5 protein-coding genes and 2 pseudogenes are annotated in these 19,836 nt (G+C 50.9%); 4 read left to right on the forward strand and 3 right to left on the reverse strand.

Going from position 1 to position 19,836, the window contains the following annotated elements; all coding sequences use genetic code 11:
* Positions 1 to 15: 15 nt before the first annotated feature.
* Positions 16 to 2,235, reverse strand: a complete 2,220-nt coding sequence (locus BM257_RS05635) for a M6 family metalloprotease domain-containing protein (protein WP_092069518.1) — start codon at positions 2,233 to 2,235, stop codon at positions 16 to 18.
* Positions 2,236 to 2,587: 352 nt separating this feature from the next.
* Between BM257_RS05635 and BM257_RS05640 the strand changes: the two genes are divergently transcribed.
* The 4 genes and pseudogenes from BM257_RS05640 (at position 2,588) to BM257_RS05650 (ending at position 6,839) form a co-directional block, all read left to right on the forward strand.
* Positions 2,588 to 3,403: a hypothetical protein gene (locus BM257_RS05640; RefSeq protein WP_143096767.1), complete on the forward strand. Its 816-nt coding sequence runs from the start codon at positions 2,588 to 2,590 to the stop codon at positions 3,401 to 3,403.
* A gap of 91 nt (positions 3,404 to 3,494) precedes the next feature.
* Positions 3,495 to 4,907 (forward strand): annotated as a pseudogene (locus BM257_RS15265) (ABC transporter permease subunit); the annotation flags it as partial.
* Positions 4,908 to 5,108: 201 nt separating this feature from the next.
* A pseudogene (locus BM257_RS15270) lies at positions 5,109 to 5,834 on the forward strand (amino acid ABC transporter ATP-binding protein); the annotation flags it as partial.
* A gap of 363 nt (positions 5,835 to 6,197) precedes the next feature.
* Positions 6,198 to 6,839 (forward strand): cytidylate kinase-like family protein, encoded by a 642-nt coding sequence (locus BM257_RS05650; protein ID WP_092069527.1) that lies wholly within the window; start codon positions 6,198 to 6,200, stop codon positions 6,837 to 6,839.
* A 1,419-nt stretch (positions 6,840 to 8,258) separates the two neighbouring features.
* On the opposite strand, the gene BM257_RS05655 is transcribed toward BM257_RS05650, so the two are convergent.
* On the reverse strand, positions 8,259 to 18,002 hold the full coding sequence (locus BM257_RS05655) for a LamG-like jellyroll fold domain-containing protein (RefSeq protein WP_092069530.1): 9,744 nt from the start codon (positions 18,000 to 18,002) through the stop codon (positions 8,259 to 8,261).
* A gap of 28 nt (positions 18,003 to 18,030) precedes the next feature.
* Entirely contained in the window at positions 18,031 to 19,377 is a 1,347-nt protein-coding gene (locus tag BM257_RS05660; RefSeq protein WP_092069533.1) for a fimbrillin family protein, read from the reverse strand.
* Positions 19,378 to 19,836 lie beyond the last annotated feature (459 nt).

Here is a 19,836-nt window from a genome sequence, read left to right on the forward strand (position 1 = left end):
GTAAAGTAGCTCAGCTTACTTAATCACGAACTTTTTGTCACCCTTGATGACGAGACCCTTGAAGTTCTTGTCAACACGCTGGCCAGCCATGTTGTAGGTGGGAGCATGAACATCGATGTTCTTGTCCTTGACAGTCTCGATGCCCGTAGCATCCTTCTTGTATGTCACGACAATGTCATCGACATAGCAAGTGGCCGAAGTATGCTTCGAATCATCCGTTGTGACAGCAATCTGGAAGCGTGTACCCTTGGGGATGTCACAGAACAAAAAATCCAGGGGCTCTGAGTCCGGTATTGTATAATAACTTTCAGCAGTTGGCAGTGCCGTCCATGTCGTACCATCTGTACTGGTACGGAAAAAAACGCGCAGGTTATACTCTTCTGAATTCCTAATTCTGAACGAAATGCTGCGGAAATCCTTTTCAATAGCAGATGAACTTAGCATTCCATCCTTTTGCAGGCGTACGACATGCTCTCCGTTGCCATAATACAATGGTGACTGTACCACAGCAGCATTCGTCAAATCCCATGAGCAGAACTTTCCGGCCACTCCTGTCGCACCACTCTCACTCAGCGGAGTAGCCTCGAAATCTTCAATGGTTAAAGGATAGAGATCCTTGCCAGCCTGGAAACTGATAACACCGCCATTGGTTGTGATATCAAAGAGGTCAATAGCGGCCTCCTTGGTTCTCCAGCTAGCATTGGTGGCAGGCATCAGGTCAATACCCATATAGGGAGCATTGCCCACCAATTGCAGGCATTCGTCGCCCATACCCACATTAACGGTATTAGAGATGAACTTCTGGGGATCAGAGGTATCGACGCGCCACACCAAGAGACCATGCTTGGGCAAAGACTCATCCCAGCCCTGCTTTTGGCGGTTCTCCACATAGAACACCTCACCGTCATTTTGTGTCTTGACAATGAACGCCTTATTTGACGTATTGAACGGCTCCAACGAATAGTTGCCAGCCACCTCCAGCGTCGTGACGGTATTGTCGGCAAAGCCTAACACATAACGCTCAAAGGCGCTGTAGCCCACAGGTGACAGACCTTGATTAAAATTTACACCATCATCCATCAAATCGTATTTGCCGGGAGTATGTGCAAGAAAGGAGCCATAGTGGTCGGCCAAACCTAATACGTGGCTGAACTCATGGCACATGGTGCCAATACCGTCTGCATAGGCATGCTTATCGGACTGCGACTCATAGTCCTGTATCTCTACGCCACAGGCATAGCGCCCGAACTTCTTTCCATCGAATGACGGAAAGTTGAAATAGTCACATAATCTCTGCCCAGCGTCATTATAATCAGCGTAGTTGTTGGCATGGGGCCACATATACTTCATGTTATTACCTATCATATAACTACCATAGCCCGCAAAGATGATATACACCATATCAACGAAACCGTCGTTATTCAGGTCATAGTTGTTGAAGTCCACCGTTTTGTCAGCCTCAGTCATGACAGCCTTCAGTATTTCAGCGGCCCTTTCACCCCATCCTTCTCTGATATTACCCAGTTCATCCTTCGGCCAGGGATACTCGCAAGAAATATTAATGGTGATAGGGCCCGTCACGTCGAACGTAGGATCGAAGATACCTAATGAGTTGTCATAGAAATAGTCACGGACGCTACCCTTGATATTAAAGGGATAGACCGACTTAGAGTCGTCTTTGTAATTCCTTTCACTGGTCAGTTTCTGATAGAACCCTTGCGGAGCCTGCATCTTAAAGGTCTTGTCACTCCAGTTCACCAGTAGCACCAGTCCCTTGAATTTCGAATAGTCGATGCGTTCAGAGATAGTGCCTGGCGTAACGGCACGACGCTGGCCGTGTTCCAGATTATCATACGTCGAACGATACATCTTGCTAATCTGCTTCTTCCACTGCTTGCCAGTCTCCGACATCTCAGGACGTTCCATCTTCTGGATATTGTTCAAGAACGCCTTCTCAGTTTCCTGACGAACCTCGGCATTACGAGCCACAAAAGCCGAAGCCGCTAACACGTGACCCTGCCTCACGGCGTAACGGTAGAAGCCGTCGCTACCCTTGACGACCGTATAGCCATCGGCAGTCGTTGTAAAACTTTGAAATTCGTCGCCATGCATCACCAACGTCACCGTAGTGCCGTCAGGCTGCAGTATATCGACGGGTTTCGAATACGCGGGGCGTCCCAACATCACCGCCACATTCAGCAGCAGCGTCATCATCAATACGATTCTCTTACTCATTTTTTTTCTGTTGCATAATCCTTATTTCTTTGCAAAGATAAGTTTTTTTATTCAAACGACAAAAGTTTATTCCGATAATATTCATATATACAAAATACTCAACCAATGGCAGGGATAAAAAATGGGTGATTTCTTGTAGATGTCGAGAAATTTATATATCTTTGCCACACATTACTATAAAACCCACGCTTATAACGCACAATACGACACCGAGTTATAAGAAAGTTGATCAAAGGAACCGTCCCTGTGATCTGTGTCAGTCCGGCAGGCATTGGGCGGCTTGCGCTACCTGCACCGCCACGTTCCAGATTACGAAAGTGGAATAACAGTAAACAATTAAAACTAAACGGAAATGAGAAAGATGATGAATTGGGTGCTCGTCGCCACCCTCTGTATCTGCGGCGCAAGTGCATTCACATCGTGCAGTAATAACGATGACAATCCGGTAGTTGATAACAGCCTCGCCGAAAAGATTGTCGGCAAGTGGATTCATGCCGACACGGACGGGGAGACGGTCACGACTGACATGAAGTCGGTCTATACCTTCACGAAGAATGGCTCCGCGCTGAAGGGCTTCTACAGCATGTCGATGGCGGAGAGCGGCGTGTGGACCTACAGGCAGGAGACCGACCTGACCATCAGCGGCAACACCATCACGATGACATCGCGCCTGGCCGACGGACAGCAGTCGGTGGTAGAACTGACCGCTGTCACCGTCAGCGGCGACGACCTGCGCTTCACCGCCAAGATCACGCTCTCGAAGGACGGACAGGTGACAGCCACATACGGCCCGCGCCAGGAGCACTTCACCCGTACCGAGGCCGACTACACCGAGGCGGTCCTGGGTCTCTGGGAAATCACCTTCACCAGCGACAATCCCGAGTACGAATCTTCTGAGCCTTACCGCGAACTGTACCGCAGCGACGGCACCGCCAGTTTCTACGACCTCATCGACGGCCAGTGGGTGGAGGAGGAGACGACCTACAACGAATACTTCGCCGACGGCCCCCTGTTCTGCTTCCGCTGGCAAAAGCCGGGACAGGAAGGACGGCACGAGAACTGGGAAATCGTCTCCTGCACGGGCAGCGAGATGGTCAATAAAGCCTTCCACCGGCGCACCGACGGCTCCACTTACACCATCACCGCGCACTTGAAGAAAGTAGAATGACAAAATAAAAAAGTTGAAAAGCGTTATGGATATGTTTAGCAAGGTGACTGAGAGCTTCAGCAACAACCTGATAGTGGAGGATCGCTACCGCATGATTCTCGACGGTCTGCAGGTGACGCTGCTTATCACGCTCTTTGCCGCCGTGCTGGGTACGATACTGGGCGGACTGGTGTGCTGGATGCGCATGAGCCGCCGCCGATGGCTGCAGCAAGTGGCACGGGTGTATATCGACTTGATGCGGGGCACGCCGGTGCTGGTGCTGCTCATGCTGATGTACTATGTGGTGATGGCACCAGTGGATGCTACCGGCATCGTGGTGGCCATCGTCACCTTCGCCATGAATACTGCGGCATACATCAGCGAGATGCTGCGGACCACCATCCAGGGCATCGACCGCGGACAGACGGAGGCGGGCCTGGCCTTGGGCTTCACACAGCGGCAGACGTTCTTCCGTATTGTGCTGCCACAGGTGGTCCGTGCGGTGATGCCCGTCTATCAAGGCGAGATTATCAGTCTGCTGAAGGGCACGAGCATTGTAGGCTACATTGCCGTGGCCGACATGACGCGAGCCTCGGACCTGATACGCTCGCGCACGTTCGATGCCTTCTTCCCCCTCATCGTGACGGCCATTATCTATTTCGTTATGGCGTGGCTCATCGGAATGCTGCTTCAGTCACTGGTGCAGCGGCAACGTATGAAAGCTACGGTTGCGGCAGTGGTGCTGACACTGTTAGGTCTGGCGGGCTATATGTCCACGATGGACGGAGGCGATGCTCCTGCCAACAGATCTGGCATTTCGTCGTCAGAGGTGCCTCCCGTCTTCAAGGCGCTAAAGGGCAAGAGTGTGGCCGTCATCATCGGCAGCATCCAGGACATCGCCGTCACCAGCATGGCTCCCGATGCCGACATCCTGCGCATGACCACCACGACCGACCTGCTGGCTGCCCTGGAGAGCGGCAAGGTGGACGTGGCGGGCAGTGAGAGCCTGTCGCTGGATTTCAACAGGGAAATAGCCGACAAGGTGGACTCAGTGGGCGCCGGACTGGAGTCCATTCCCGTGGCTGCCATTTTCAAGCGGGGCAACACCGCCCTGCAGCAGGACTTCAACCAGTTCCTGGCCGACATACGCCGCGACGGCACCTACCAGAAGATCTACGACCGCTGGCAGCAGTCCGACGACCCCTCGGCCCTGACCATCCCCGAGCAGCGCGGTACAGGGCGCACCCTGCGCGTGGCCACCTATCCGGTCATGCCGCCGTTCAACTTTATCAATTCCGGCAAGCCCTCTGGATTGGAGCCCGCCCTGCTGACGGAGTGGGCCAACCGTAGGAATTGGAAACTGGAATTTCTCGTGATGGACTTCGCCGCACAGATTCCTGCCGTGCAGACGGGCAAGGCCGACATGGCCATGGGCGCCATCAGCGTCACCAAGGAGCGACAGAAGCAGGTGCTCTTCTCCGACGGCTATGTAGAGTCGCACATCGTGCTCATCACGCGAAAAGGGGAAGCAGGGATACTAAGCCTCACCCCCGCCCCCATTCCAAAGGGAGAGGGGCGTGATTACCTTTGGGGAGAACTGGCTATCCTAATTATTATAATAGGTGGCGGCACGTGGTTCTTCCTCCGCCGCAGACGTTTCACTACGTTACATTCTACTCCCCTCTCCTTGGGAGAAAGGCTACGGGTAGGCGAGCTCTGCTCGGGAATGGGGGCGGAGGTGAGGCTTGTTCACCTTCGAAAGAGCTACGGCTCGCTCGAAGTGCTGCGCGACATCACCGTCGACATCCATCGCGGCGAGGTCATCTCCATCATCGGGCCTTCAGGCACGGGCAAGAGCACCCTGCTACGCTGTCTGAACCTGCTGGAGCAACCTACCGGCGGCAGTATCGTCGTCGATGGGGAAGACATTCTCGCCAAAGGCTATCCAGTCAACAGGCTGCGGCAGAAGATGGGCATGGTGTTCCAGTCGTTCAACCTCTTCGAGCATAAGACGGTGCTGGAGAACGTCATCTTCGCGCCCTGCCAGTTGCGTCGTATGCCAGAGGAAGAGGCACGCAGGGAGGGACTGGCATTGCTGCGCAAGGTGGGACTGGCCGAGAAGGCCGACGTCTATCCGTCGAGCCTCTCCGGCGGACAGAAACAGCGTGTGGCCATCGCCCGCGCTCTGGCCATGAAGCCCGACGTCATCCTCTTCGACGAGCCTACCTCGGCTCTCGACCCGACGATGGTGGGCGAGGTGCTCAGCGTTATCCGTCAGTTGGCCAAGGAGGGCATGACGATGCTCATCGTCACACACGAGATGAAGTTTGCCCACGATGTAAGCACCCGTATCTTCTTCATGTACGACGGCTATATCCACGAGGACGGCTCGCCCCGGCAGATCTTCGAGTCGCCCGTCCACAGCGCCACCAAGGCCTTCATACAGCGCATCCGCAAGGAGGTGTTTGAGATTGACGGCCCTGACTTCGACTTCCTCGGCATGCACTCGGCTGTCAGTGCCTTCTGCCACAAGTACGCCATCCCTGAGAAGGAAGAGAAGGCCCAGCAGCTGATCGGCAAGATGCTCGACGGCGCAATGGCACCCTACCGCCCCATCACCGTGCGAATCACACACAGCGAGCAGTCGCTCGTCACGGCCCTTGACTTCATGGTGGAGAAAATGACTGCCACACCGCTGAACGATGCCCATCGCAGCGAGCTCTCCGGGCAGTGCCGCCAGGTGATAGAGGAAGAGACCAAGCGCGGCTTCCGTGTGAAACTGATCATATAATCACTAACAGTAAATAATACGAAAATGAACAAGAACGAGAAATTTGTCATCACGATCAATCGTGAGTTAGGTAGTGGCGGCCGCACCGTGGGCCGCCTTTTGGCAGAGAAACTGGGCGTGCCCTTCTACGACAAGGCCGTCATCAAGACCCTGCAGGAGAAGTATCACATCAGCCCTGAGGAGATTGAACGCCTGAAAGGCCGTAAGCACAGCTGGTGGGCCGACGTGGAGCGCATCCTGAAGATCGACTCGGGTATGAGCATGGACTACTACATGCCGAAGAAGGGCGATGCCACCGACCTGCTGACTACCGATGAGATGTTCAAGACCGAGACGCTCATCCTGCAGGACCTCGCCGCCGGGGAGTCGTGCGTGGTGGCCGGCCGCAGCGGCTTCCACGTGTTCCGCCTGCATCCCAACCACCTGAGCGTCCTCATCCAGGCCTCGATGGAGCACCGCATGGAGCGCGTGGTCCGCAAGCAGGGCATCACGCCTGAGGAGGCCCGCAAGATCATCGACCAGGTGGACAAGATGCGCGAGAACTACGTGAAGAAGTACACCGGCACCTCGCGCTACGACACCCGCAACTACCAGCTCGTCATCTCTGCCGACGGCAAAACTGAGGAGCAGATGGCCGACCTCATCATGCAGTACATTGAAGATTGACCATTCCTACTTCAACCGCTACGTGCTGAACAACCCCGAGTTCGAGCAGTTGCTGGGAGGCATCTTCAGGCAGTACTCACAAGGGGACTGTCCCTGTGTGAGCCAAACCCCTAACCTCCAACTAGTCTTGCGCCCTTTATTTATCGAGGTTTGCGGTATTTTTAGTGGGAGGATAGGGGCAAGACACTGTCTGTACAATATATAAATTATATAATATTATAATATTATATAATTCTGAAAATGTATCATTGTGCACAGATTAAAGTTTGCATAACAGTTAACAAATAACAGTTCCGATTTTCTGATTCGGTTTTCAATGATTGATTTCAGATTTCAGTTTTCAGTAAGTCAAAACGTTGAATGCTATGACAAATGACGGATGAACGAACGAACAGTTGAACAGTTATTCCATTTGCCAAAAAATGTTGACCACTAATTTTATTATATATATATTATATATATATTATATATAATATATATATAATAATATAATATATAAACTTTTAGTTATATTTCTACTTTAGTAAACTGTTCGCTGTTCGTTCGTTCGCTTACTGAAATCTGAAATCGCAAACTGTGATTTAACAGTTTAACAGTTAACAGTTGGTATTATACAAAATACTTAACCGATGGCAGGGTTAAAGCGTGACAGTGTGACAGATGACAGTTAGTGAAAGTCAACGTTCCTAGGAAAAGAGTCAACCAACTTAGGGGTACTCGTCAACGATTCCCAGGGTGCGGAGTCAACTTATTCCGTATGGATCATGGCAGTCACAAATCACAAATCACAGTTATTGAAACGGAAACGGAAACAGAAACAGTTAGGTCAAAATTGATTTTTCAATGAAGTCAGATTTATTATTATGTATATATTATTATATATATATAATATATATATTATATATATATAATAAATTTAGTACCAGTATTTTTTCACTTTAAGCTAACTGTTTCCGTTTCCGTTTCCACTCTGTTTCCTGTCCCGCTTGCTGAAAACTGAAAAAAATCCTCTTCGGTCAATCTCAAAACAAGTAACTGTGATCTGTGATTTGTGATTGATTTTTTCTTTTCGCTAACTGTTAACTGTTAAACTGTTAAAAATTCAACCAAAACTTACTGTCACAACTGTCACTGTCACGCATAAAAATGGGGTTATTGATTCCGATGCCTTCTATCCCCCACTCCAGTATCTGCCATCACTTGTGCTAAAGCCTAGTATGACTGATACTAAGAGCTGTTATACCCCTATAACAGATACTGGAAGGGTTCAGGGTACAGGGTTCAAGATTCAAGGGTTCAAGGTTAAGGGTTAAGAGTGGAATAATTAGATATGTCATGGGACGGGTAAGTGACATAAGAAAGCCCAGGCGAATATGCCCGGGCTTTCTTATTAACCTTAAAGTCTTATTGTGTTGTTTGTTAATTAGACTTCTTTACGTACTTAGAGCCGTTGACAATGTAGACACCAGGAGCCAGTTTCTTGAACTGCTCAGCATTGTTCTTGCCTTTGAACAAGAGGTAACCCTGTATGGTATATACCTCATAGTCGCCGTTCTGGTCGGTGTCCAGTTTCTTGATGCCCGTTAAATCCTTATTGTCCGTAAGTATGATGGGCGAAGTGAATGATCCTGTCACAGCATCCGGTTCGAAGGTAATAGAACAATCCTCCTGTTGACCATCGTCTGTGTAGACGAATGCGTACAGCTGGCGATGTGTCCCGTTCACCAAAGCATCGAAAGTGAATGTCGCGTTGTCCTCTCCCGCTACTGTCATCACATAGAATCCACGGTCGGGAAGTGTTGTGAATGTTTCCTGACTGTTGTTCGTCGCAGTAACTGCCACCTGGTCCATGTCAACATCCACAGCATCGGTTAGCACGAGCTTGGCGATGACAAGCATATTGTCGGCATAACCGTAGTTGTCGCCCGACGACTGCTCTCCGTCATCACCCACTCTCCTGGCTCTCAGGGTGTTCTGTAGGGTGATGTCGTCAAACAAGGGTTTCGACTCACTGCTGCCCGAATAGTACTTATATCCCGTTCCGGGCATGAAGTTGGTCATCAGACCTTCCCAACGATGATAGGTTTCCGTCCACTGCGCATAGGCATCGCGTGTCTGCAGTACGTCGTCACCAGTAGGAGTGAAGCCTGAGAAGGCAGAGGTGACCGACTGGTTCTTAAAGTACGGATTGCGGATCCAGGTCCATCCCTTCTTGACGGTCTGCATAGCCTCAGCACCTGTGAGCAATGTGCCCGATATCGTGACGCTGACATCCTCCAGCGCCTTGATGGCATACATCGAATTCTCGTTCAGGTCTTCCAGGTCACGTCCCATGAAGCCGTAAGGCACACCGCTGTCGTCGAGGTTCGGATTCCATTCCGCACCATGTATCTGTGTCTTGACAGTACTTATCTTGCCATCGGCAAACCGCAGGGCGTCATTCAGGCTCTGACCTTTGCTGTTGACATAGAAGCTCACCCAGTTCCAGCCTTCCTTCAGATCCAGTGTCTGCTCCACCATCGAACCGGCAACGAGCACCTCCGGATTGTCGTAACTGCCGAAAGGAGTGGCGTTGGCGGTGAATATCATCTTTCCGCCATTCTTGCGCTCCAGCGGTGAGTAGGTCACGTTGTGGTTTGCATCCCATGCCTTGAACGTGATGCTCTTGCCCAACTGGTCTTGTCCGCCATAGAGGGTCATGTTGACGAAGTTGCTGTTGCGGCGGCTGTTGTACTGCACATTGCTGACACCCACACAGACATCCTCTATGAAGGCTGCCACCACGTCGGACTCGTCCTCGCTGTAAGCATTGTTCACAACCAGACATGCCGTCATCGGAATACTGAATTCCTTGTCGCTCTTATCGACACTCCATCCTGGTGTGTTACCCAATACAGTCAGGTCGATGGCGCAGCGTTCCGTCATATTGTTGGCTACATTTGTCAGACCGATGTTCTCCGACAGCTTACCTACCGGAACGTCGGCACTGACGGTGAACTCGATGGCGACAGCGCTGTTAGGATTGATGGTGCCGCTGGAAGGTGATGCTGACAGCCACGAAGGCATGTTCAGCGTCCAGTTCACATTGGCAGCACTCAGGTTGACGATATCTCTGGTGAAGGTCTTCTCCGTGCCTTCTTCCGTTGTAATATCAATCTTCTGGAGCTCACCCCATCGTAACGGATTCTTGCGCACGTATGCATTCCACGAGATACGTTTCGAACTGTTGCCGTTGATGTCAGGCACATTCTTCAGCGAGATGTTGATCGTGGTGCCCTCCAGTTTGTTCAGCACTCCCTCGTCGATGGTAATCGTTATCTTGCGGTCAGAAGCCGTAAACGTATAGAACAGGTTACTGCGTGTCGGTGCAACCTTCAGCGGAGGCATCGTCGAAGCCTTCACCAGTCTGCCCTTCAGGTCATGGATGGTGACGTCACTCTTCTCAATAGCGTTATGCGGTGAGAAGGATGTGACTACCTGGTTGCCCTCGTCGAGTGAGGATGATTCGAACGGATAGTAGCGCACCAGTCCCTTGACAGAAGCGGTGTCTATCATATTGTAGCGCTCATCGGTCAGCACCTGGTTGCTGTACAGGCCGCTCCAAATGCGTACCTCGTCGACATCGCCCGTCAGACCGTCGCCAAAGTACAGGCTGTCGCAGGCAAGTCCGGGTATCGTCTTTTCCTGCAGGGCCATCTGGCTGGTGCCGTCTACATAGACCATGGCAGAGATGCCGCGCTGCACGTTCAGCAGCACGTGGTGCCACTCGTCGTCAAAGGCTCCTACCGACTCATAGGTCCGCTCTTCGTCGTTCATGACGGTTTTCAGAGCGATATGGCCATTGGCTTTCGCACTCATGGTGATACCGTTGTTGCTGGTATTCAGAATCTGCTGGTCGGTCTTTTCCGTAAGCTGGGTATCTCTCTTGTACCAGAACTCCAGTGCATAGCTGTCCGCATCGTCCATGTTGATGTCGTTCATCGGGATGGCAAGATGCTTGTCAGCGGTGAGGTGGGCACTGTAGTTGACGTTATCGATGAACCAGCCGTTGGCGGGCACTTCGATATGGTTACCACCCACGACATCCTCTGCCGTCTCGCCGTGGCCCTCTTCCATCTTCCAGTAGTGCCACAGACCACTCTCCAGTCCGCTCTTACGCTTCATACCCTGCTGCACCTGACCTTCGCCACGTACATAGTTCCACAGTGCCAGGTCGGCAAACTCGGTAGTAGATAAACTGCCAACCGTCATCTTTCCATTGCTCAGGATGTCGGGCACTGCCGTTTCGTTGAACACCTTCTTCGTCTGGTCTCCATAATAGGCCGTCAGCGAGAGTGTGTTCTTACTGGTTTCCACCTGTGGGTCCTTTGCCTTGTAAGACAGCTGCCAGAACACCCATTCGTCATCCTTGAATGTCAGCGACTCACTGGCTGCTATTTCAAACGGTTCGACGGCTTTGCCCTGCTCATCGACGGCACCGCCATTGGCAATGACCATATAGGGTTGCTTCCCATTGACGCCCAACGCCGTCAGCGTTTCGTTGGTGCCAAACGTCAACAGATAGCCGTTAGCGTTCTTTGCCCAGAATTCCGCCGTGAACGACTGGTTACGCAGGTCTATCTTGTTCTTTGTCATGGACTGGTTTTCAGCGATGTTCTGCCCTATCAGACCAACCTGATAGACATTCTTGCTGTTTTCAATCAGCGTACCCTTGACCTCGATGTTGTTGTCCTGGGTCACCTTATCGCCAATAATATCCTCGTTGAACTCAGCGCTGATGATGCTGGCCCTATCCAGCACGCCGTCAGAAGGCATGGGCAGGACTATCAACGTCGGCCGGTGCGTATCCTTGATGACTTCTATCTCTTCCGATGTCTTCGTCACCTCTTCTTCATTGCCGTGGCTCGTGGCAGACAGCACGCGGAAGGTGTAGTTGCCGTCCACATACTGCTTCATGTCGAAAGGCACCTTGAGGATGCCACCACCAGCTTGTACGGCATCTACCAGACTCTCCTGTCCGGGCAGGGGCTCACCGGTTACCCACTCCTTCAATATCGCCCAGTCGTTCTTGTTGTAGCGGTACTGCAGGCGCAATGCCTTCAGTCCGGTATGATTGATGTCGAAGTCGCTCACCTGGAAGTTCACCGTCGTACCCGTCGCCGTGTTCACCACCTGGTGATCAATATGGAGGGACACATCTGTTGACACAGGCACGAAGTGGGCACTGATGGGCACTACCGACTCGATGACCGGCCAGTGGCTGGTGGCATCGTCCTGAGTCGTGGAGCGCAGATACAGCTTGATGTCGTTATAGTCTAAAGTGCCACCGTCGCCTTGCTTCAGTTCGATGGTCTTCTCTATCGTCTTATTATAAGGTAGGTATAGTTTCAAGCCTTCCAGCAGCGGCATTCCGTCCACCGTCAGCACGGCACCCTTCGGGTTCGTATCAGGCTTGAAGCCCAGTCTGAAGTAGTGATCCGACTGTGCATAGGACTGATTGCTGAGCTTCACCTTGAAGAAGGCGGAACCACCATTAGGCACATTACTCTGTACAGGCTCGTTGATAATCAGCTGCGGCACCTCCATCTGGATGGTCTTCGCCATGATTTCCTCGCCTTTGCTAAAGTAGAGCGTAGAGTCTCCGTCCTCGTAAGGTCCATAGGTGTGTCCGGCTCGTGTGCGGAAGATGGGACCCCAGCCATAGTATGTCGTGGCAAACTGCTTCTTCTGGTCCTCCGATTTCTTGGAATACACATCTACCGAATGGTCACAATAGGGATTATCGCCCAGTGTAAAGCTGAAGGTCTGCGTTGCCTGGTTCGAGGTGGTTTCATTCTCCGCTTGCTTGTGAATGGTGTTGTTAGCCGTCTCAAAGATAACGCCTGCACCGTTCCATATTGTGCCACTGTTCCATTCTACAATGACATGCTCCTCGCAGTCCCATTTAGTGACACTTGTGCTGTCTGTTGACGAGGTATAGGAGCGTGTGACGGAAGCACCGCCGTCAAACGAGATATTCTCAGAAGCCACATCCGACGAGTTGCGGTCCTCGTACATCATGACCTTCTCCTGCTCATTGCGCTTGATGATGTTTTCCCACGCCTTAATCTGTTCGAACATGAACTGGATGGTGTCCTGACTGTTCTTGCCCTCAGGAGCCACAAAGGCATAGCTCGGTCCCTCCTTATTATCATTGACACCGGCAGCACTGCCAAAGACAGGGTCGAAATTGCTGCGTCCGTAGTTCGGGTGGTCCTCAGGCAGGTTGCTGTAGTAGTGTACTGTAGTGATTTCCGACCGCGACTTGCGAGGCTGTCCGTAGGTGTCCTTCAGCAGTTTCTTAATCTGCGCCTTATAGTTGGGGATGATATTTCTGAGGATTTCCAACTGTGAGTAGATGAAGATGGTTTTCACCGAGTCTTGGACACCCGTGACGTTACGGACATCGATTTTCGACGCGCTCCTCGGGATATACACCTGACGGGCATCGCCAAAGATGCGGTTGCGGCTCTTGCCGACATAGAGGTCGCCCCAGCTGCCCACATATTCAGTACCACTCGAGGTAGAGATGTCCTGTGTCGTGGTAAATGTCTCGGTATTGATGTCTTCCCAGTATTTTCCACCAGTGACATCAAGACCACCATGAAATGTGTGTTTGTAATTCGCAACTTCTATAGCACCTGTGGCTAAATTCACCTGCTGATGACCCTTACCCCACGCTTTTGCTACGACGTCTTTCGTATGTGCACCGTGACCATCCAGTCTGGAATTCTTGACTGTCAGGGTAGAGCCCTTCTTCCATGTAGCACTTGATTTCGCTCCTGGCGGGTCGCGCAGCACCATCATCACTTGGTCTGCGGCAAGGGTCACAAAGTTATTGCCCATGTTGATGGCACCCACGTTGACACCCTTCATGCCTGGTCCCGTGTTGGTACCGTCGGCACGCCACTGGATGCCCGAATTGTCGTCAGGAACCCAGTCATACTGCTTACCGCTGACGAAGAGTTTCATCGTAATGCTCAGTGCGTGGTTCGTCTTGGCGTTGGTATTGGGCAAACCGGCGACCCATTGGTAGGTGGCCTGGCCCAAGCTGTCCAACTGCACACCATTGATTTCCTCACCAACGGGTGTACCTTCCTCAAACTTGGTGCCGTCAGGAAGAGTCTGTGGCACCATCACCATTGAGGTGGAAGATGACAGCGCATTGCTGATCTGCACAAAGCATCCAGACAGTGGTTGATTGTCCTCTTCTGCTTTCGGGTTGTCAGCATTCATATAGCTTTCGTAAGCCTCGATTTCGAAGTCGTAGTCATTTTCCGTCACAAACACAGGATAGCCCAGCTTATAGCTGATAGTATTGCCGTTTTTGGTGTAGAGTCCATCGACTTCATATACGCCGTCCTCGTCACGACCCTTGTACTTCTTTTCACCAAAAGGCTCTCCATCGTTCACCTTGAACACGGGCGTCGTATGGTAGTCGGCAATATACTTCTTCTGATATTCATAAACATTCTCTGCCTTCTTCGTAACGGTTACCTTGCCAGTAGCAGGATCCGTCGTCTTGGTTTCGCTAAACAGCGTGTCGGCAGAAGCCAGATGGAACTTACTCAGGTCGATGGTGCGACTTTCGCCTACCACGATGTCGCTGTTTGCCACCAGTTTCTGGGCACTCATCTGATAGTTGATAGGAGGCAACATAGCTGAGAATTCACCCGTTTCGGCATCGGTCTCAATGTAGATCTTCTTACACTCCTCCACCGAACCGAATCCGCGATACGAATGACTCTCAATGTTGTTGTTGCTGTTGCAGGCAACGTCCACCCGTTCGTCGTTGAAGTCGTAGGTGAAGGTGGTGCCGTCGATGGTCTTCTTCGCATTCACATAGTAACGGTCGTCGGTGGGAGTCAGCGTCATCGTCACACGTCCGATGTTGTTCATTGATTGTTCGAAGCCCAGCGGCTTATTCTGATCCTTGTAACCGCCCACGATACGCCCTGCAAAGTTCACCAGCGTAGCGTCCTCGAAGTCCAGGTTGTAGGTCTCTGCCTTGAAGGTGTGCTTGCCATTGGCGGGGTAGCGACCCTTATCGACAAAGACGTGGTTGTTGCGCTTTATGGTGATGTAGTGATCACCAATGGGCACGCTGATGGTGAATTTACCTTCCGCATCGGTCATGATAGGAGTGCCTTCTGCTGTGCACGGCGTACCATCGACTTCGAAGGTGCAGCTATCCACTGGAATGGTGGTGCCGGCATAGCGCACGGTGCCATGCACGGGGAAGTAGCTGACGTCGGTGAAGTTCACACCGCTATATACCAATGAATGGTTGCTGATGTAGCGCGTCTGCTTCGAGCTGTTGAACTCGTGGACGCCTTTCGACGGTGTGATGGTGTAGTTGATGCCATTGCCGGAATAGGGAATGCCCGTGATGACATACGAGCCATTCTCGTCGGTCAGTCCGTAAGTCGAAACCTGGTCAGTCTGGTTAGGTGAATCCTCGGTGTATGCCACGCCGCTCACAACCTTTCCATGAGATTTGTTGGGTACGCTGTTGGTTCTCGAACGGTCATAGACATATCCCGTCTGATAGCCTTCGTTCATAGACCAGTAGAGGGAAAGACCCTGCTCGTCGCCCGACAGCATGCGGTCGTAACTGCGAAGGATTTCGTTGTCGCTCAGTGCACGGCTATAGACGCGGAACTCATCAATCAGCAGTGTAGAGTCTGGCGTCATATAATTATAAGGGTCTTTGATCCCTAAGCTCTCATCTACCTTTTGCATGCCTACCACCATTACCTTTGGCTTGCTTTTGGCAACAGGTCCGCTGACGACCGTGTTCTCATAAAGTTTTCCTTCTTCGTCTATAAAGCCTAAGGTATAGTCTCCATAAAAATCGCCTTCAGTGCCTCTTCTTTTACACTTTAGGAATACATAGTTCCAGCTGTTGGCTTTTGGATGTTTCTTAAGTTTGGTAATGGTAAAGGTATCGTGCAAAAGATAGGTCAGGCCGTTATTGTCTTTAAAGAGTTTCACATCCCATCCATTTTCAGCGACAATGTTGAAAAGATGGCATCTTTCACTATTTGTCTTTACCCACATTCCAATAGTATAGTCACCCTCAAGCGCATTCTCCCTGAGACCGTTCTCATCATCAAAGGGAACCTGTATGCCATAGCTCTGATCCGTGAATTGTGTGGCATAGAAGAACGGATGAGCATCCTCTGTGCTAGAGTTGGGCGTCAGCGTCACACGCACGCTATCCACAGCGTCGCCCGAACCATAGAGCACCTGTCCGCTGATGGTACCATAGTTCTGTGCAAAGCCGATAGCCAACTTGTAGTTGTTGCAGGTCAGCTGTCCTTCGCAATCGGTAAAGGCCTCCACGCGATATTCATAATATATGCCTGGTTCACAGCCCTGGTCATAGTAAGAATAAGTGGAACCGGTGCCCTGGACTGTATAGATGGTATAGAACTCCGTTTCGCGCACCTCGCGCCGCGACACACGGAACGTGGTGGGAGTAGAGCTCACCTGATGGGCTTTCCACGTGAGGTTACACCCATTCTTATCGATGCCCTTGCTGGTCACCAGGGAGGTGACGGTGGTTCCGCTACTGATTCTGGTGGGCGAGACGGTGGACGTGCTCATGAAAGGAGAAACATTGTCGCCACGGTCGAACACGATGCGGTACTTGTAGCCGATGCACGAGGCTTCGATACCCTCTGAGTGGACATACGTTTCCGTTAAGCTGCCGTCAACCTTGGATTCCTGCTCCAGATCCGAAATCTTCAGTTTGGCAAGTTCCACCCACTCAGAGCTGTTGGTCTTCTGATACTGTATGGTAAACGTGGGGAAGGTGCCGTTGAAGGTCCTCTTGGGGACATAGTGGTGATTCCACGTCACCTTGATTCTGTCTTCTAACGGCTCTGCCTCCGGATTGCCAATCAGTGGCGAAATAGTTGCTATCTGAGTTTCCGCGGTCTTACTGAACTCCGCCATCGGGGCTTGTTTCTCGGGGTCCACAGTGCCTCCATGGCCACGGCTCTCCAACCAATAGTTGGGGTAGAAACACACGTTGTATTCGTAGGGCGTATTGAACTCAAGCTGTTGGGCATCCTTATCCTCATATTTGAACACGTCATCCGCATCTTTGATGGATACCGATTTCAGCAGGGTCCACGAACTGTCACCCTCGCCCTTCCTGCGGCGATAGACATACCATTTTCCTGCGTAGGCGGCATCATTAGAGTCATAGATCTTGGGATCAGCCATCTTCCAGGTCAGCGTAACGCTCTTGGCATACTGGTCTGGCGCACAGTTCAGGTCAGCGGGCTGCGCATAAATCTTGGACGTGAACATTTTGGAAGGAAAAGTCTGCGTACAATATTCGTGCAAGGACATGTGCTCTGTCAGAGAGACCTTGTAGGGATGGGAAATAGCATACAATCCCACGTTCTTATTCACCTTGACTGCATACTTGCCTGACGGTTGCTTGGGCGATTTGCCGTTGAACGTGTTTTTTGCAGCATCCTGAGGTTGTCCAGACACATCAAAATAGCGTTCTTTGGTAGAGGTCCCGAAATGGGCATCGATGACCATGGTCTCGGGTGACACGAAATACACCCTACTCTCTTTTTGAATAAGCTGCATCTCGTTCAACTTCTTTTTTTCGTCAGCCGTAGCGTAAAAGTCCAAATACTTTGTATACCAACTCTCACTAGCGTTATTACTTTTCCAAGAGCATTCAAACTTGACGGAAAAGTCTTCCAACGGATCCTCACGCTTATACACCCACACGGTGGCAGTCTGGTTGTCAAAGCCTTCAATCTTCGTGAGCACAACCACATAATGTTCATCCTCGAAAATAATGTCATTCATTCCGTATGAGCCGGTGAAGTCATCGTCCCGACGATTATTGAAACCTGCATATTCAAAAGACGACGCACCGAGAATATCATAGCCTGACCTCTGACCTAAATAGAATTTGTGTTCTGTCAGATAGTTGTCAATACCATACAGCGCATCAAGCCTCAAGGAGAATTGCTGATACGGTTCATTGGTGGTCCTTCTATGTTCTAACACCAAATCAGGGTAGTCCATAGCCATCGTCACGACCGATGTCATGACGAAAACGACAGTTAGAAAAATTTTAAAGTGTTTCATATTGTCAATTAATAGTTATCAATGAATGCTATCGGGTCACGGTGCGGACAGCGGCGGAAGAGCCAGTAGTGATGCTGGCTGTGCCGTCGGTACCTATATGTAGAATTTTCGTTCCACCACTGAGCCAATAATATCCACCTGATTCATTGGTCGTAAACGGCAGGAAGATGATATTGCCGGCAGGGTTGGAACTGACTCCGCTCTTGGCGCGGAAATAGACACCACTTACCAACGTACCACTGTTGTTGTAGCCTTGACCAGTGAGGATATCACTGTTGTCAAGGAGTGCCTGCGCCTCTTCCTCCGTGGGCAAGGCAGCCTTGATGGCATCCGACAGACTGGCGTATGTTACCTCTGATGTTTGATCGTAAGGCAATGTGGCACCCTCGTTGCGAACAGCCCAGGACACGCCTGTTGTCATTTCAACCTGTTCACCTAATGTGGCATTGAAGCGGTAGGCCTTGCCACCGACCAGATTCTTGCCAGCCACGGTGCCGGCATAGACGGTGCCGTCACTGCACTTCACAGTGACATGGTAGCGACCCGTGGAGTGGTTCTTGGGGAAGAGCATCATCCAAGCCACGAGGGTGTGTTCGTCATCGATGGTGCAATCAGTAAAGGACAGCGACTGCTTGCATTGCTTGAAGTTCGCATCGATACCCTCGTTATAGGTCATACCCGTAGCCTTTTTGTTTTCGCTATCCTCGGAATTCAACCCGGAGAAATACTCCGTGATTTTGGTGGGAAAATAAAGGTTGTTGTCAGCATAGCGCGTCACGGTCAGGTCGCTGACGGTCTTGCCATTGGCTGAAGCTGGCAACGTGAGCGTGAAGCGGCAGGGGCTGAGCACATTGGTAAAATGGAACAGGCACGACGCTTCGGCATCGGTGGTCACCTTCGGAGCCACCATATAGTTCTTGGCGCCCAGGTGTGCCGTGCTGTTGTTGCCCGTCTGCGTCTGGGTCTTTAATAAAATCTGTCGGTTAGTCTTTCCGTCAGTAGAGCTGTTGTAGGGATAGTAGGAATAATAGACAGCACTGGGATTGAGGGTAAAGGCACCGCCGTTGAAACCAGTCTGCAGACTGCCCGAGGAGGTACTGCTCGCGGCTTTGTGCGTCGTGCTCTGCAGATCGTCATTGAACGAGCCGACAATACAAATTTCATCACACGCATTCCAGGCAAATGACAGCCCATTGTCGCCGGCAGTCAGCGTGACACGCATCAGTGCGCCGTCAGACTGGTCGCCAAATTCATAACTTGGCATATAACCATATACGCCTTGACACACATCGGTCTCAGAAGGACCGGTAGCAACGTCTGAGGAACAACCTGCAAAGAGCAGCATCGTAGTAACATATAGGATTTGTTTCTTCATCGTCTTTTGTCTTAACTTAAGTTTTCTAATTCTTAATCTCCCCATTCATAGTCAGAGCCCTCGCCCTCTACGGGGGGATCAGGACTTCCTGCCAGAAGTTGATGATTCCTCATCTTGACGACAGTCATGCATGGTCTCAAATTATATTTTTTCTTCATCTGCAAAAATTCCTTTTTTATTTACACTTGATGTCCTTGAATTTCCATGAGGTGGATGGCTCAATAAAGTCGAACTCCGTAGCATTTTCAGCAATTAAACTCTTTTTCATAATTATCATTTAGTAATCGTATATATATAATTTTAGTTCCAAAGGTAGTCAAAAAAAACAAGACTAGCAAGGTCAAAATCGCCGCAAGCGAGGATTTTGCATTAACTGAGACTTTTTTTGCATTAACTGAGAGTTGACCGGCTTTACAGATTTGTCAATTAACGTAATTTCAACCTCAATTAACGCATTTT

It is taken from the genome of Prevotella sp. tf2-5, from assembly GCF_900115435.1.
In the GTDB taxonomy this organism is placed as follows: Bacteria; Bacteroidota; Bacteroidia; order Bacteroidales; family Bacteroidaceae; genus Prevotella.